Annotated in this window: 12 protein-coding genes; 8 read left to right on the forward strand and 4 right to left on the reverse strand. The window is 47.3% G+C overall.

Annotation, left to right across the window (positions count from 1 at the left end; all coding sequences use genetic code 11):
- The first annotated feature begins 75 nt into the window (after positions 1-75).
- The 5 genes from L5M37_RS14480 to rraB all read left to right on the forward strand — a co-directional run bounded on the left by L5M37_RS14480 (position 76) and on the right by rraB (position 4311).
- Positions 76-1260 carry a hypothetical protein gene (locus L5M37_RS14480; protein ID WP_105250297.1) on the forward strand — a complete coding sequence of 395 codons (1185 nt, stop codon included), beginning with the start codon at positions 76-78 and terminating at the stop codon, positions 1258-1260.
- Positions 1244-2152, forward strand: a complete 909-nt coding sequence (locus L5M37_RS14485) for a metal ABC transporter solute-binding protein, Zn/Mn family (RefSeq protein WP_173913152.1) — start codon at positions 1244-1246, stop codon at positions 2150-2152. Before L5M37_RS14480 ends, L5M37_RS14485 begins: the two co-directional genes overlap by 17 nt.
- A 4-nt stretch (positions 2153-2156) precedes the next feature.
- Positions 2157-2957: a metal ABC transporter permease gene (locus tag L5M37_RS14490; RefSeq protein ID WP_168827353.1), complete on the forward strand. Its 801-nt coding sequence runs from the start codon at positions 2157-2159 to the stop codon at positions 2955-2957.
- 162 nt (positions 2958-3119) lie between these two features.
- Positions 3120-3863, forward strand: coding sequence for a 1-acylglycerol-3-phosphate O-acyltransferase (locus tag L5M37_RS14495; protein ID WP_105250295.1), 744 nt, complete (start codon positions 3120-3122; stop codon positions 3861-3863).
- A 40-nt stretch (positions 3864-3903) separates the two neighbouring features.
- The gene (gene rraB, locus L5M37_RS14500; RefSeq protein WP_113939164.1) at positions 3904-4311 is read left to right on the forward strand and encodes a ribonuclease E inhibitor RraB; all 408 of its coding nucleotides are present in this window, start codon (positions 3904-3906) and stop codon (positions 4309-4311) included.
- Between the two features lie 82 nt (positions 4312-4393).
- Here rraB and L5M37_RS14505 read toward each other — a convergent pair whose 3' ends face one another.
- The gene (locus L5M37_RS14505; RefSeq protein WP_113939163.1) at positions 4394-5368 is read right to left on the reverse strand and encodes a sensor domain-containing diguanylate cyclase; all 975 of its coding nucleotides are present in this window, start codon (positions 5366-5368) and stop codon (positions 4394-4396) included.
- A gap of 18 nt (positions 5369-5386) precedes the next feature.
- Entirely contained in the window at positions 5387-6382 is a 996-nt protein-coding gene (locus tag L5M37_RS14510; RefSeq protein WP_028759518.1) for a response regulator, read from the reverse strand.
- Between the two features lie 562 nt (positions 6383-6944).
- Here L5M37_RS14510 and L5M37_RS14515 point away from each other — a divergent pair.
- Complete coding sequence (locus tag L5M37_RS14515; RefSeq protein WP_263200949.1) at positions 6945-7751, forward strand: crotonase/enoyl-CoA hydratase family protein; 807 nt, start codon at positions 6945-6947, stop codon at positions 7749-7751.
- Positions 7752-7786: 35 nt separating this feature from the next.
- Here L5M37_RS14515 and L5M37_RS14520 read toward each other — a convergent pair whose 3' ends face one another.
- Entirely contained in the window at positions 7787-8689 is a 903-nt protein-coding gene (locus tag L5M37_RS14520; RefSeq protein WP_263201008.1) for an alpha/beta hydrolase family protein, read from the reverse strand.
- A gap of 223 nt (positions 8690-8912) precedes the next feature.
- Entirely contained in the window at positions 8913-11819 is a 2907-nt protein-coding gene (gene rapA, locus L5M37_RS14525; RefSeq protein WP_263200950.1) for an RNA polymerase-associated protein RapA, read from the reverse strand.
- 406 nt (positions 11820-12225) lie between these two features.
- Here rapA and L5M37_RS14530 point away from each other — a divergent pair, with 406 nt between their 5' ends.
- Positions 12226-13620 carry a PhoH family protein gene (locus L5M37_RS14530; RefSeq protein ID WP_105250289.1) on the forward strand — a complete coding sequence of 465 codons (1395 nt, stop codon included), beginning with the start codon at positions 12226-12228 and terminating at the stop codon, positions 13618-13620.
- Between the two features lie 215 nt (positions 13621-13835).
- Positions 13836-17552 carry a response regulator gene (locus tag L5M37_RS14535; RefSeq protein WP_173496262.1) on the forward strand — a complete coding sequence of 1239 codons (3717 nt, stop codon included), beginning with the start codon at positions 13836-13838 and terminating at the stop codon, positions 17550-17552.
- Positions 17553-17554 lie beyond the last annotated feature (2 nt).

Genomic DNA, 17554 nt, shown 5'->3' on the forward strand with positions numbered 1-17554 from the left:
TTAAAATTTTAACTTATTGTATTTCTTGATGACTTTATATCAGTCGTCGAGTGCTAGTTGTATTTTGGAGATATCATGACTGTTTTAAATACCCGAATTTCTTTGGTGGCTTTGGCGTGTGCGCTCGTTTCGCCTAGCTTATTTGCAGAAGACTCGAGCTTGACCAACCCTAATATCAGTGGTGTGCTAAATGGATATTATCAGACGGGAGAGCGCCCATTAGCCGAGAGTCCAGATGGCTTTGGTTTAGGTGAAACTGAACTGGCGATGAGTGCCAATATCGATGATATGTTTTACGGTAAAATCACCGCAGTAGTTGAAATGCATGACGGTGAGACTGAACTGAATCTGGAAGAAGCCTTTATTCAAACCATGGCGATGCCAGCGGGATTTTCTATCCGTGGTGGCCGTTTCTTATCGGACATTGGTTACCTCAATAACCAACATTTACATACTGATTCCTTCACCGACCGTCCTGTGGTTTACCGTGCATTCTTAGGGGGACATTATTTTGATGACGGTATACGTTTTAACTACGTAGCGCCGACGGACTTGTATTGGACCATGGGCGTTGAAGCCTTTAAAGGCGATAGTTTACGTGCTGCCGATGAGCATGGTGAGCGTGAGTTTAAGAAGGTCGGCGTTTATACCTTGTACTCAAAAATTGGTGGCGACATAGGTGATAACAGCTCATGGCAAGCGGGGTTGAGTTACTTGCGCAACGAAAATGGCCAAGTGACTGCCCATGAAGAAGGGGAACATGAAGATGAGCATGCCCATGGTGATGAGCACGAAGGTCATAGCCATGCCGCATCTTACACAGGTAAAAATACCTATGGTGCTGATTTTGTTTATAAGTGGGCGCCTAACGGTAACTACAAATATCAAAATCTCACAGTGAGCGGTGAGTACTATCGCGTGAGCGATTTTACACCTATCGATTTACATCCTGAGGATGCACCGAGCCAAGATTACCACCAAGGTTGGTATCTGAGCAGTGTGTACCAATTCACGCCGAGCTGGTCAGCAGGGGTGCGTTATGGTGAAGCTGATACGCAAGAGCTCCATGGCGATCATTTTCATGGGCAAAAGTTGAAGGAATCTGAGGTGAGTTTGGCTTGGCATTCTAGCCACTTCTCGACGGTTCGTTTCCAGTATACCAATCAAAAGGGTACTAACTTCGATGGAATAGAAGACGATAACATCTTCACTATTCAATATATTATGTCTCTGGGGGCTCACGGTGCGCATCAATTCTAATTTAGCTAAATTGGCCGCAGTGGCCTTATCTGTCACTTACACTGGTTTGGCCCATGCCGAGCTGAATGTGTTTGCCTGTGAACCTGAATATGCGGCATTGACCAAGGAGCTTGCTCCAACGGCTAGCATCTATTCGGCAACGACGGCATTACAAGACCCTCACCAAGTGCAGGCGCGTCCGAGTTTGATCGCTAAAATGCGTCAGGCGGATCTTGTGGTGTGCGCAGGTGCCGATCTTGAAGTGGGTTGGTTGCCTATGCTGCAGATGAAGTCGGCAAACGCAAAAGTGCGCTCGACTGAGCAAGGCTTATTTTTCGCAGCCGATCAAATCGAGACCTTAGATAAGCTGGCCAGTGTCGATCGCAGCATGGGGGATGTGCATGCTCAAGGCAATCCACATATTCATTTTGACCCGACGCGACTGTTAAAAGTCGCCACGGCACTGAGTGCTAAGCTGACTCAGTTAGATCCTGCTGGCGCGGCAGATTATCAACAGTCACTGGCAGATTTTACCACTCGCTGGCAAGCCGCAGTCCCGCGTTGGGAAGCGCAAGCTAAGGGATTACAAGGTAAAAAAGTGATCGCTTACCACTCTAGCTTTAGATACTTATTCAACTGGATTGGTATCGAGCAAGTGGCAGACTTAGAGCCAAAACCGGGTTTAGCTCCCACTAGCGGCCACTTAGCGAGTCTGCTGACGCGCGCCGAGCAGGGGGATATTCTGGCCGTAGTTGTGGCATCTTATCAGGATGAGCGCGGTGCAAAATGGCTGGGTGAAAAAGCGAACTTGCCCGTGGTAATGCTGCCTATGTCTGTGGGGGGGAATGATAAGAGCCAAGATTTATTTAGCCTGTATGACAGCGTGATTTCCCTCTTAAATGGAGTGAAATAAACCTATGTTTGATCTTGAGCTGATGTCGATTCTGTTGCCTGCATTGGCTGCGGGGATCTTAGTGTTGTCGACGCATATTGTACTTGGGAGACAAGTACTTAAGCGTGGCATCATCTTTATCGATTTAGCGATAGCGCAAGTTGCCGCCTTAGGTGCCATCGTCGCTCACATGGATCACAGATTAGAAGATATCCCTTTTTCTAATGTGTGGATGCCCGCTGTATTTGCCCTTGCTGGCGCAGGTTTTATCGCTTGGTTAGCTAAGCGGATGGCGGGTGAGTTAGAGGCTATGATTGGCTGCTTTTATGTCTTGTCTGCGGTAGCCGCAATGCTGTTGCTGGCAAACGACCCACATGGCGCCGAGTTGTTAAAGCAATTGATGTCAGGTCAGATCCTGTGGGTGAGTTGGTCACAACTGATTTTGCCGGCCGTAGTGTATTCACTGGTGTTATTAGCGATATTCCTGCGCCCCCAGATGTTGGACGGGGCAGGATTTTATCTGCTATTTGCGCTAGTGATTACCTTATCGGTGGAATTAGTAGGCGTTTATCTGGTGTTCAGTACCCTGATATTGCCAGCTTTAGCGTTGAACAAGTACCGTGGTAAAGGTCGGCTATTTTACGCTTACCTCGTCGGTTTACTGGGCTATGTTTTGGGTTTAGTTCTGTCGGCGACCTTAGATCTCCCTAGTGGCGCGGCAATTGTCGCGACTTTGGCCGTGAGTGCCTTAGTTATCCGCTTTGTGTTAAGTAAAGTCTCACCTCAGGCAACTGAGTCTGAAATCCTACCCAAGCACCACGCTTAGTTCGATATTAATCTTAAAGCCCATCGATACACTGGAGGTTCAGTATATCGATGGGCTTTTTTTGCTTGCTTGTTAGCAAGTCAGCTTACAGATGTAAACAATATATTGAGTCCCAAAGCCATGGTGGCTATACTGTCGCCACTTTTACAGTCGGAGTAAATCGTGCTTTTAATCGTCAGATCAATGTTGTTGGCGGTATCTTTGTTGCTTGCCTTTATTTTTGGTGGCTTAGTGTGTTTATTAAGGCCTCGCCATCGCGACAATGTACATATGTTCGCCAAGATCTTCTCATCGGTTGCGCCAATCCTTGGGATTAAAGTGATTGTTCGCCGGCACGAAGATGTGCAGGACGGCCCGTATATTTTCTTAGCAAATCATCAGAATAACTTTGATCTCTTTACTCACACGACAGCAGTTCCTAAAGGTACAGTGAGTTTAGGCAAGAAGAGTTTGGCGTGGATGCCGCTATTCGGTCAAATCTATTGGTTGTCAGGAAATATTCTTATCGACCGTAAAAACCGTCACAGTGCCTTTGATACTATGGCTAAAACGGTTGAAAAAATTAAGCAGAAGAATCTATCCGTATGGATTTTTCCTGAAGGTACACGTTCGCGTGGTCGTGGTCTGTTACCTTTTAAAGCGGGAGCTTTCCATACTGCAATCGCGGCGGGAGTGCCAGTGGTGCCAGTGGTTGCTTCGTGTCAGAGCCATATTAAGTTAAATCGCTGGAATAACGGTGTCGTCATCATCGATATGATGGCACCTGTGCCGACCGCAGGTTTAGATAAAGCCGATGTGAAAAACTTCTCTGCGCAAATCCATGCCAGCATGTCGGCGAGATTTGCTGAGATAAATCAAGAAGCGGCAGCACTTATGGGTAAAACTCTCGCGAGTGATGACGTATAATGCCAATTTGAGCCAGATTTACCTTAACGGAGACAAATCCATGTCTATTGAAAGTCAGTTAAAAGCCCAACTTGCAGAGAATCGTGACATAGTGCAAGCCCTGCTTGACGATGGCTCAGAGCCTGATGCGGAATATGTTATTGAGCATCACTTTTCATCGACCAATTTCGACCGTCTTGAAAAAGCGGCTGTGGATGCCTTCAAATTAGGTTTTGAGGTGAATGATGCCGAAGAAATGGAACTGGAGGATGGTTCAATTATCTTCTGTTTCGATGCTGTCGCACACCACAAACTGGATGTTGAATTACTGGACAAAGCGGCCGAGCAATTGCTGCAATTAGCGGTAAAGCAGAAAGTGGAATATGACGGTTGGGGTACCTATTTCGTCGGCGATGAAATGGATGACGAAGAAGATGAAGACGAAGAAGATGATGGTTTTCCTCATTAATTCGTTAGCGGATCTCGAGTTTAATCTTCACTTGTTTTAAATAAAAATGCCCATCATTGATGGGCATTTTTATTGGGTATACTTAGGATTTACTTGTTTTACTCGTATGTAAAACACTGCAGTTACGGCCTTTTTGTTTCGCTTCGTACAGGGCTTTATCGGAGCAGGAGATCCAGCTAGAACTGCTGGTAATATGGGAGCCAATTTCACATACGCCTAAACTTACCGTCACAGTAATCTTAAGGCTTTCATACACTATGACGGATGCGGCTATTTTCTCTCTGAGTCGCTCGGTAAAGTTCATCGCATCTGCGCCGCTGGTTTTAGGCAATACAACCGCAAATTCTTCGCCGCCATAACGCCCTGCACAGTCGGTATCACGTAAGGATTGGCTGAGTAAGTGTGCGATATGCTGAATGACTTTATCACCCGCTACATGGCCATAGCTGTCGTTGATATGTTTAAAGTTATCGATATCTATCATGACTAAACTTGCCATACCTGAGTAGCGGGCATACAAGTCGTACTCGTGGTCTAAACACTCTTGCCAATGACGACGATTATGCAACTGAGTTAGACCATCGGTTTGGCTAAGGCGTTCGAGTTGTTCATTGGCAGCTTTAAGTTGCAATTTGTTGATGGCGATATCTGTCACGTCATAAATAATCACACTGATATGGGTCACTTGTCCCGTGAGCGATGCCAGCGGCAGCAGGGTCACGTTCTGGTACATATAGTCTGCACGGCCTGTAATCGGGCGATAGTTTTTAAATTGGAAAACGTACGGACGTTGTTCCCAGCTGATAAAAGCACGGTTTTTAAGCATGAAAACCGATTCCATTTTCTGCTTTAACCAAGTGGCAGGCAGATCGGGGAAGCGGGTAAATAGGTTTTGACCTTTGATCGAATTAGGGGAAACACCGCTGTGATTCTCCATAAAACCGTTCCACAGCTGGATATTGTAATGGCGATCTAATACCACTAATCCCACCTCTATGGTTTGTACCATATCGATGAGCCAGTGTAGTTCGTTCATTGCGCTTTGGTCATTTGACATAGGATAAAATCCAACTGGTTAATCGAGTAAATAGCCGAGTTTATAGCTAAGTGTGGGGATAGAATCCTCGGTGAAGAGCAGTAGCAAATCGCATTGAATATTATGATCTTCAATCCGATAGTTGATCTCCATTGCCAAAGTTCGGTGCCATTTCTCTGAATTATCATGGATCAGATCGTTAACCGTGCAGTGCCGTCCCAACACGACAGGGTGAGCCTGACTAAATTTCATATCGAGCTGTTCAGAAATGCCGTTAAGGAAAGCGCCTATCAGCACGTTTCCAGTATCGATCAGGACTTCTATCTCAGTATTTTTGTCTTCTGGATTAGCTAATCCCATCAGCTTGGCCATGTCTTTAAAGCTGGAATCATGGAACAAGAGCAGGGCCTCTCCCGCAATACCCGCACCGATAAAACCTTGACAGAGCGCGGATACGGTTGAGCTTTCTTCCGTGGCTTTGAGCGCCATGGTTAACTCACTGACTTCAAGCACGTTCACATTAGGGATAGGTAGTAACACGAATACATCGAGTAATTTAGCTAACAGATCGGCGGCGCGTCCCATGGCAACGTTGGCTATTTCTTGGCAAGCGTCGCGCATGTCGACTTTGATCATCGGGACTTCGTCGGTGAGATCTTTCTGCGTCAGCGTTAAGATGCCGTAATCTTGTAAAATGTTGCTGATGGCATCGGCGCTCACCGGTTTTTGAATAAAATCTAACGCACCCAAGGCTTTAACCCGCTCGTGAGCTTTGATTTGAATATCACCGGATACCACAATAATCAGCGCGGGTAAGTCCTGTTGCTGCACTGTTTGCAGTACTTCATAACCGTCCATTACAGGCATGTTGAGATCGAGAAACACCACTTCGCCTTTTCCAGCGCGGATGGCATCAAGGCCTTCGGCACCATTGGTCGCATAAGTTATTTCCACATCCCACTCTTTGGGGAGTGTGCGGGCCATTTGCTTACGTGCCATGGCGGAATCGTCACAGATGAGTACAGATATTGACATGCTGACTAGTGATCCTTATTTGCCCATTTATTGAAGATAACACTTATTTTTTAGGTCTGACTGACGAATTGCGTTCTTCGGGCAAGTCTGATTAATATCTTTTATATGTAACTTATAGATATCATTGATAAATTTATATTTTCTGATGGCATTAAAATTTGAATCATTGTTGAATCAAATCATGCAGAATCTTAAATCGAACTAGCTAATGTTGAGTAAATAACAAGGATATAGTGACTAAAAAAGGACTATAGAATCCATATATTGCTGCCCAATCATCCTTCGCTGCAGGTAGCATTGCGATACTGGTGTCGATTATTAGTAGTTAAATAGCTAGCGGTTAAATACGCTTAATTATTGAGCTTGCTAAGGCTATCTAATCGAAAAATACATTAGGATTACTGCACGTAGTGATGACAGCCTAACATAAGTTGCCTTCAATCCATGATGGAATTGGCAATATTTTGACTTAAGTCAAAAAACAGGCTCATGTTATATCTTTTAGTGAATTATGCCAAACGTGTTAACATTTATTCTGGACTGACCAGTAACGGAATATTTCATGAGTGGCCAAAGTGTGCAAGTTAAAATCGATGATGGCATCGCCTACGTGTTGCTTAATCGTCCTGAAAAAATGAATGCTATTAACTATTTAATGTTTAGTGAGCTTGACTGTGCGATTAAAAGTATTAAATCCAATCGTGCGGTGCGAGCCGTGATCCTCTCTGGAGCGGGTGGGCATTTTAGCTCAGGGCTTGATGTTAAAAGCGTCATGTCGGCACCGATGCAGGCAGTTAAGTTACTGTTTAAGGGTTTACCGGGGAATGCGAATTTGGCACAGCGGGTGTCACTAGGTTGGCAAACCTTGCCTGTGCCAGTGATTGCCGTGCTTGAGGGCTGTTGCTATGGCGGCGGTATGCAGATCGCTTTAGGCGCAGATGTGCGTATTGCTAGCCACGACAGTAAGTTATCTATCATGGAAGCGAAATGGGGACTTGTGCCAGATATGGCGGGTTTAGTCGCATTAAGGCAAATTATGCCTAAGGATCAAGCCATGTTACTTAGCCTGACGGCAAAAGTGCTTGAGAGTCATGAAGCGCTGGCCTTAGGACTCGTGACACAAGTGAGTGAGACGCCCATGGAAGCTGCTGAGCAATTGGCGCGGCAACTGATACAAACCTCTCCGGATGCGGCTGCGGCCATCAAACTTAGCATTAATCGCAGTTGGACTGCTTCTATTCGTAGCCTGCTGTGCTGCGAGTCTATTAGTCAGATTCGGTTATTGTTAGGCAAAAATAGCAAGATAGCGGCGACGCGTCAGTTGAAAGATCCGCAGAAACCCTATCGGGATCGCCAATCGGGTTGGTAATACTATTTTGTCTGAATTAGCTTGAATCGCCGTTTTTACTGCGCGCCGCTCATTCGGGCAGAAAAGCCTTTAATCGCATTTAAGCAATTCTGCCATGCGCTCTCGTTATCTAAATTGAGCGCTAGGGTAGTTTGGCGATAGTTAGGGCTTTCTAAGGTCACCGCGAGTTTTTTGCGATTGTCGGCCGTCTCCAATGAGGCTGGGTGACCGTCTGGCGATTGAATATCTAAAATGGGCAGCGTAAGTTTTGCCAGTTGCTCCGCGAGTGCTTGATTACGCTGTTCGTCTTCTCGATAGGGATTGATGACAATCAGCACATCGGGATCGGCAATCTTCTTCTGGCTTAATAGGCTAATCAATAATCCTGCACTTTGGTCGGCGGTGATCAAAATACGTTTTCCCGCATAATCTGCACCGACGGTATCTAACTGCGACATGCTTTTGACGAGAAAATCTTCCTGCTCTTGCTGGTGCTTGCTGTTATCTTCGGGCTTGATTTTAGGGCTTGGTTTGTTGGACGGTGAGCTTAATTGCGCGGCGCCAGGCGAGGTCACTTCAGTAGCGGCGGTAGCAAAGTTAGCTGTGGGCATTTCAGTTGGCGGAGTTAAACTTAAGCTAGCCCAACCGGCAGGATTGATATTGCGGCGTACAAACGCCATCAATCCAGGCGCGTCTGCGGTACCATTGGTGGCGGGCAGGATTATCGCCGCACCAAGTTTCTTTTTACCTTCCCATGGTCGCACTAACAAATCGTAGGGCTGATTATCAATCGTGATTTGTTTAATTTCATTTGTGGGTAGATAGCTGTGATTCGACTTTTTGGCACTGATTTCGGCTGGCGCGGATGTTGGCGGAGTTGTTGTCGTGTCTGCCGCGTAGGTAGCGATGGTTGTGATGCCGAGAATGAGGCAAAAGAGGAGTGAAAGAATGCGCGGCATAGAATTGATAACCACCTGTGTAGTCTCATAAATTCATCAGTGTTTGAGTATAACCTGAACAATTACCAAAAAGTGAATTTTCCTCGCCAAAGAATTGCACCTGTCATTTAGTATAAAAAGTCACTTGTAATAAAAGGCCACTTTGAATCGAAAGCCACAGGGCATAAAAAAGCCCAACGCTGAGGCTGGGCTAATTGATGGAAACCTGCTGTTCCGCTTGGATCTATACGTGGCTGACGAGCACCATGCGGATCGCATCGAGTTGTAACTGGCTGGCATCCAGATAAGTGTTTAACTCTTGCATCTGATTGCGCAGGTACTCCAATTCTTCCTCACGGATATTGGGGTTCACCGCCTTAAGTGACTCTAAACGATCAAGCTCTGTGCTCAGTTGTTGAGTCATTTTCTCTCTGGCTTGGGCAACCATTTCATCCACAACCACTTGAGCATATTCCTCACCCTTAGCAAATAACGGATGCAGAATTGGCTGAGATGCGGTGACTAACTTGCCGCCAATATGACGATTCACCGCGCTCAGTTGTTTATCGAAACTGGCGTAATCCACTTTAGCCGACAGATCGTTCCCGTTTTTATCCAGCAACACGCGGATCGGTGTTGGTGGTAAATAACGGTACAACTGGCTCGACTTAGGTGCAGAAGCATCGGCCATGTAGATGAGTTCTAAGAATAAGGTGCCAGCTGGCAGGGCTTTATTCTTCAGAATGGCAACGCTGGTGGTGCCGGTTTCAGAACCTGTGATCAGATCTAGCCCCGTTTGCACCAGTGGATGTTCTTGAGTGATCAGCGCAATATCATCGCGTGATAACGCTGTGTCACGATCAAAGGTTACCGTCACGCCATCTTCAGGCAAGCCAGGGTAAGTTGGGTACATCATGTGCTCACTCGGGCGTAGAATAATCGAGTTTTCACCTTTATCTTCTTGATCGACGCCGATAATATCCCACAGACGGATCACTGAACCGATCAAATGGGTATCACCATCATTCTGGGCGAGGCGTTGTACGATAGCCTGTGCCTTCTCGCCGCCGTGTGAGTTGATTTCCAGCAGCTTGTCGCGGCCTTGTTCCATGGCGTGCTTGAGTTCTTTATAACGGCTCTGGGTGTGGTTGAGCAGGTTTGTCAGCTCATCGCTGTCATCACCCACAAGCACGTTTAGCAGATCTTCGGCAAATTCACTGTAAAGCACATGGCCACTCGGGCAAGTGAGTTCAAAGGCATTTAGCCCTTGGTGATACCACTGCATCAAACGTTCTTGGGCGGTATCTTCAAGGTATGGCAAGTGAATTTGGATATCATTTTTCTGGCCGATACGGTCTAAACGACCGATTCGCTGTTCCAATAGATCGGGGTTTAGTGGCAGATCAAACAGCACTAAGTGGCTGGCAAACTGGAAGTTACGGCCTTCAGAACCAATTTCAGAGCAGATCAGCGCCTGTGCGCCGCCTTCCTCTTGGGCAAAGTAAGCGCCGGCTTTATCGCGCTCGATAATCGACATGCCTTCGTGGAATACCGTTGCTTGAATCCCTTCGCGGGTGCGCAGGGCTTCTTCTAAGCTCAGGGCCGTTTCCGCTTGGCTGGCGATGATCAGCACTTTTTTGCTACGGTGGGATTTTAAGAACTCGATTAACCAATCCACACGGGGATCGAACTTCCACCAACTGGCGCTGTTATCTTCAAATTCTTGATACAGTTTTTCAGGGCTTAGGGCTTGCGCCGCTTTCGCCTCTAATGACTTGTGTCCGCCCATCATGCCGCTGACGCGTGCGGCAGTTTGATATTGATCTGGCATGGCATGGGGATAAGCGTTAAAGAAACGCTTTGGAAAGCCTTTTACCGAGGCGCGGCTGTTTCGGTATAACACGCGGCCAGTACCGTGACGGTCAAGTAATTCTTGCAGTAATTCGCTACGGGCGGCCTGTTGTACTTCGGCATCAATACCGTCGGCTTGGATTAAACGAATACTTGGGCTGATATCTTTCTCGCTCAGTAATTCGGTCAAGCTGTTGATGGCGGCATCGGGTAATTTAGCGTTGCCAGCTAAGGCTTCGGCGGCAATGGCGACGTCTTTATAACTGTCTTCTTCAGCTAAGAAAGCATCGTAATCGTAGAAACGATCCGGATCGAGCAGACGCAAACGGGCGAAGTGACTTTCATGGCCAAGTTGATCCGGCGTTGCGGTTAACAGCAAAACGCCTGGGATGACTTCGCTTAATGCTTCAACCACTTGATAGGCGCGGCTTGGCGCTTCTTCGGTCCATTCTAAGTGGTGCGCTTCGTCAACGACTAACAGATCCCAATCGGCATCTAGGGCTTGATCAAGACGTTTTTTCTTACGCAGTAATTCGAGTGAACAAATCACTAACTGTTCTGTGTAGAAAGGATTGTCGTGATCGGCATAGGCTTCTACACAACGGTCTTCATCGAATACCGAAAAGCGCAGATTAAAGCGGCGCAGCATTTCCACTAACCACTGATGGCGCAGAGTATCGGGCACGATAATCAGAATGCGTTCGGCGCGGCCGGTCAGCAGTTGTTGGTGAATAATCAGACCCGCTTCAATGGTTTTACCTAAACCCACTTCATCGGCTAACAGTACACGCGGCGCATAGCGACGGCCGACTTCATGGGCAATCCACATTTGATGTGGAATAAGTCCAACACGTGGACCTTGCAGACCAAGCAAATCCGATGAGGCCAGTTTGTGGCGCAACATTTGGCATTGATAACGCACACCAAAACGGTCGAGGCGATCGATTTGGCCAGCAAATAAACGGTCTTGGGGTTTGTTGAAACGAATATTGTGGTTCAGCAGGGTTTCACGCAGGGTAGCTTGCTCGCCTGTCTCACTGTGAATGCCGTGATAGATCACTATCCCGTCTTTCTCGGTCAATTCACTGACCGCAAGGCTCCAGCCTTCATGGCTTTCAACCGAATCGCCGGGATTGTATATAACGCGTGTCAGAGGGGCTTCTGCTCGGGAGAACATGCGGTTCTCACCCGTGGCAGGGAATAATACAGTGACCATACGGCCTTCTACTTGAACCACAGTTCCTAAACCAAGCTCTGACTCGGTATCACTTATCCAACGTTGACCTAAGGCGAACGGCATCTTAAATTCTCATTTCTAGGCGGACTCTAACAAAGGGCGCGTATGTTATACCAATACTCGTGATATTTAAATCGCCCTCTCACCCGTTAGAGCCTAATTCCCAGAGTGCTAGATTACAAATTGTACAAGTGACAAAATTGTCGAGCCAGTACATGAAATTGTCACGCTAATGTCACATCCGCGGTTATACACTGCCTCGAGTCTGTAAGGTAAACAATGGTTGCTGTATTGTTATCTCGTGAGTTTGGTGCCAATATCAACTTAAGGTTTAAGTGCGAGTAAAGTGCTATCAACTTGAACCTTATGATCATTCTTTGCCATATGCTTAGCCAGTAATAGGAGCCGTGTAACTTTTATTGAGACTCAAAAGTGTGTTTAAACTTTAATGAAGCACTCTGGAGGCGCCATGGAACAAGACGACAGAAAGTTGTTTGTACTGGATACCAATGTGTTACTACATGAACCTTTGGCGATCTATTCGTTTAAAGAGCACGATGTGGTCATTCCGATGACAGTGCTAGAAGAGTTGGACCAGATTAAAGATCGAAAGAGTGATGTGAGTCGTGATGCTCGGGTTGCTATCAGGGCATTGGAAGATACCCTAGGCGGTGAAACTACCCCTGAGCAGATTATCAATGGCGTCCCTTTACCCAGCCGAGAGGGTCATGCTGATGCCGTCGGTTCGCTCTCAATTTTCCCTGATCACCTTGTCGATTTTACCTTAGGCGCACTGCCTGGAGATGGAAACGACAATCGCATTATCAATACCGCGCTACATCTACAAAACCTACATCATCCCCGTACCGTTGTCTTAGTCACCAAAGATATCAATATGCGCCTTAAAGCCAAAGGTGCAGGTATTCAATTGGTTGAGGATTATCGAACTGACCAGTTGATTGATGATATCCGCTTCCTCAGTAAAGGCTTTTACCAGTTTGAAGGTAATTTTTGGGAGCACTTGAACAAGGTCTCCACCGAGCGCCACGGTAGACATACAGTGCATGAAGTACCGCTCAAAGACCTCGAAAATGATAATTTTTATATCAACCAATATCTTATCGACACAGAGTCTGATTTTTGCGGTCGTGTTATCGAGCGCACAGACACCCATTTACATATTTTAGATTTAGGCCGTGAGCGGGTGAAAAACCTCGAGGCATGGGGTGTTAAACCTAAAAACGTCTATCAAGGCATGGCATTGCAGGCGCTGCTCGATCCCGATATCGATCTGGTTATCTTAACCGGCCCTGCGGGTTGCGGTAAAACCTTGCTCGCCATGGCGGCGGCGTTGGAACTGGTGGTCGAGCGTAATCGCTACGACAAAGTGATTGTCACCCGAAACACCCCTGAAATCGCCGAATCTATCGGCTTCTTGCCCGGCACGGAAGAGGAGAAGATGATGCCGTGGCTGGCCGCGATTACCGATACGCTCGAAGTACTGCATAAGAATGATGTGAATCCCACGGGCAGCATGAACTACATCATGGAGAAGGCTAACATTCAGTTTAAGTCGATAAACTTTATGCGCGGGCGGTCGATCCAAAACTCCATAGTGCTATTAGATGAATGCCAAAACCTCACTGCCTCGCAGATCAAAACCATGATCACCCGTATGGGCGAAGGCACAAAACTGATTTGTTGCGGTAACTTAGCGCAAATCGACTCTAATTACTTAACTGCTGTTACCTCAGGTTTAACCTATATTGTCGAACGTTTTAAGGACTTTGAAGGCAGTGCCAACGTGTATCTGAATGGTGTGGTGCGTTCACGCTTAGCGGAATACGCTGAAGAGCATCTGTAAAGCAGGTCGGTTTAATTTAGGGTAATGACTAAGGCCTCAGATATGGAGGCCTTAATTTTATGGAGTAGTAGATTTTTAATCGACTTATCAGTGGTATGAGTAGGCTTTATCTGACAATTATTTTATGTGATTGGCAGTTCCTTCCTGCTACTATATGGAGCTCATAGTTTTTGCCGCCGTAGGCTGAAATTAAGCGCTGCAATCAAGGGTAGTGGATGAAATCGAGTGAGCCGGATCTCCAACTAAAATCGCCGATCCAGAAGAACTACAACCGTGCCGTTTTTTATACGTACATCGGCGTTATCGTCATGTCTTTGTTGACCGCATGGATGTTCTTCGACCGCCAAAAAGCACAGCAGATGGAGCAGCGTGAAGAGCAGGTTCAGCGCCATGTATTGCAAATCGATTTGCTACTTGAGTCGAGCATTAGAGCGGTAAAAAGCTTACGCAACGTTGCTGTGGATCATTTACGTTTGGGCGAACTCGTGCGTAAAGAACGCTTACCCCAATACGGTAAATTCAACGAAAGCGGCCAGTATTTTACCTTAGAACCTAGCTACGCCCAGAGCGGTGAGCCTTTTACCAACATGGGGAGGATTACTGGTGCGGGTTCTCTCGACGGCCGCGATGACAAGTTCTATCAAGAGCTTGAGATGTTGTTTGAGCTGTCACTGTCATTCCCCGTCGCCAAAGAAGCCGCCCCGAAAGCCTCGGCGATTTATTACCTGTCGAAACGTAGGATCATGTCCTATTTCCCTTGGTCGAATGACGATCAACGTTTTAGGGACGAATTACTCAACAAGAAACAGTTCCAATACGCCACCCCAGCAATGAACCCGCAGCGCAGTGTATTTTGGAGTGAAGCCTATGTTGACTCCACGGGCAAAGGCTTATTGACCACTTTAGGTGTGCCCATTTATTTGGATGATGAGTTCATTGGCTCAATCAACTTAGACATGACGCTTGCCTCGTTAGCGCGGCAAATTCGGGTTTACTTTAAGATGCCGGGCACAGTGATTTTGCTCGACCAACAGAACAATATTTTATCCCACAGCGATTTTGATAGCTCAGATATCAATCGGGTCTATCACATCAGCCAACGTATTCCCTCTGAGCTGCATTCTTTACCTGAGTCGGAATTGTTCGATGCCCACGACGGTATCATACGTAACGGCTATTACATCCATTCGGTTGCCCTGCATAACGCGCCTTGGCGTTTACTGTATTTGCAGGATGAAGACGACCTATTCCAAGACTCGTGGGAAAAACTGCAGCTGACCTTTATTTTAGTGGTTATCGCCCTGTCGGTGTTGGTGACCATAGTGCATTGGCAGACGCGTCGATCTTTTGTGAGTCCAGCCTCGCGATTACTGTCGCACCTTGAAGGTTGCTCACAAGAGCCACGTAAACCACCGGAGAAAATCACCCGTGGCTGGGAGCCTTGGTTCTTGTTGGTCAGTCGGATCTTTGAGGAAAACAAACAATATACCCACCATCTGGCTGAGCAGAATAAGCGGCTCGATAAGCTAGTGGCGCGGCGTACTGAACGCTTAAAAGACACCACAGAGCGGCGTGAGCGCGAATATGCGCTACTGCGATCCCTGCTTGACTCGATTCCTGAAGCGATTGTCTTTAAAGATAAAGAAGGCAACTATTTAGGTTGTAACAAGGCGGCTGAACGCATGCTGGGTTACACAGAGAGCGAGATGATAGGTTTATCATCTGAGGATCTGACCTCGCCTGAAATGGGCATACGTATCCGCGCCGAAGACGAACAAGTCTTAAAAGATCGCACGCCGCTGCGCTACCAAGAAAAGGTCGAGCTTGCGGGTAAACCTGTGCTGCTTGATACCCTCAAACTGCCTTTCTACAATCGCCGCGGCGAACTGCAGGGATTGATTGCCGTGTGGCGTGATGTGACGCGGGAATACGAATCCGCCGAACAATTACGCCTGTCCGAAGAGCGTTATCACTTAGCCATGGATGCGGTGGAAGATGGCCTGTGGGACTGGTATTTAGACTCTGAACAGATTATTTGTAACCCAGCCTATTATTCTATGTTGGGTTATAAAACCAATGAATTCCCAGCTTTAGTATCAACGATTGATGAATTATCCCACCCCGACGATCGTATTCGCGTCGAGGAATACCGTGCTCAGTATCTTGCTGATCCCGTCGGTGCTTTCGAAATTGAATTCCGTATGTTAGGTAAAAATGGCGGCTATCACTGGGTGTTATCCCGTGGTCGTGTGGTGGAGTTCACCGCCGAAGGTCAGCCCAAACGTATGCTTGGTACCCATAAGGATATTACCCGCCATAAGAGTAACGAAGTGGCGCTTTTGGAAGCCAAGCAAGACGCCGAACTCGCTAACCTCTACAAGAGTGAATTCTTGGCCAACATGAGCCATGAGATCCGCACGCCGATGAACGCCATTATCGGTATGTTGCAGTTGGCACAGCGCACCTCGTTAACGGCGCAGCAGAAAGATTACCTCGAAAAAGCTGGTTTCTCGGCACAATCGCTGCTGAGGATCATCAACGATATTCTCGACTTCTCTAAAATTGAGGCGGGTAAGTTGGAGCTTGAGCGGGTGCCATTCCCGCTGGATAAAGTGCTCGATCACGCTCTGGATCTCAATGCGCTTAAGGCACAGGAACAAGGCGTCGAGTTACTCTTATATGCCCCTGTGACGGCGGGACTCATTCTTAAGGGCGATCCGCTACGTTTAGGCCAAGTGCTGATTAACCTGTTATCGAATGCGGTGAAATTTACCCAATCTGGCGAGATTGAGCTCGGCTGTGAAGATGTCGGCGAGCGGGATCATCGGATTACCTTGAAGTTCTGGGTGCGCGATACGGGGATCGGCATAGGTAAAGATCAACAGGATAAGTTATTCGATGCCTTCGCCCAAGCCGACGGTTCGACCACCCGTAAATACGGCGGCACTGGCTTAGGTTTGTCGATCAGTAAGCATCTGGTGTCTATGATGGGCGGCAAGATGCAAGTGCAGAGTGAGCTTGGGGTCGGTAGTACCTTTAGCTTCACCATCAGTTTTGAAATTGCCGAAGCCGCTAAGATTGAGCCTTTGGTCGTGCCGGAAAAACTCAATAGTCTACGCACCTTAGTCGTTGACGATAACCCGACGGCACTGCAAATTTATTCGACCTTGATGCGAGATTTCCACTTCGACGTCGATACTGCCGCCAGCGGCGCCGAAGCGCTTTACAAACTGTCGCGGGCACCAATCGATCTGTTATTGCTCGACTGGATGATGCCAGAAATGGACGGTAGCGATGTGGTCAGCGCCATAGATACTATGGTCGCCGAAGGCCGTTTAGCGAAACGACCAGTGATTATCATGATGACGGCCTATGCAGCAGAGCCCTTACAGCATGAAGTCGATAGTGCCAATGTGTTTGCTGTACTGCAAAAACCGTTTAAGGCATCGAGTCTGTTCGATGAGATCATTGCCGCCTTTGCCGATGAACCGAGATTGAATGTGGTTCAGCCTATGGTTGAAGTTCAAGTTGAGGAAGGGGAGCACACAGGTTTAGTGCTGCTGGTGGAGGATAACTTTATCAACCAGCAAGTGGCCACCGAACTCCTTAAGAGCGCTGGCTACGAAGTGGTGCTGGCCGACAACGGTCAAGTAGCGCTGGATACTATCGACTCGCGGCCGTTTGATGCTGTGTTGATGGATATTCAAATGCCAGTGATGGACGGGTTAACGGCCGCAAGGGCATTGCGTGAGCGTTTTAGTGCCGATGAACTGCCTATCATTGCCATGACAGCCCATGCAATGTCGGGCGACAGGGAAAAGAGTTTAGCGGCGGGGATGAATGCCCACATCACTAAACCCATAGTGCTCAACGAATTATTTGAAACATTAAATCACTGGATCAAACACAAGAACCAGCATCAGAATCGTTAATT

Origin of the sequence: Shewanella sp. SM69 (assembly GCF_025653985.1) — a bacterium.
GTDB lineage: Bacteria > Pseudomonadota > Gammaproteobacteria > Enterobacterales > Shewanellaceae > Shewanella > Shewanella oncorhynchi.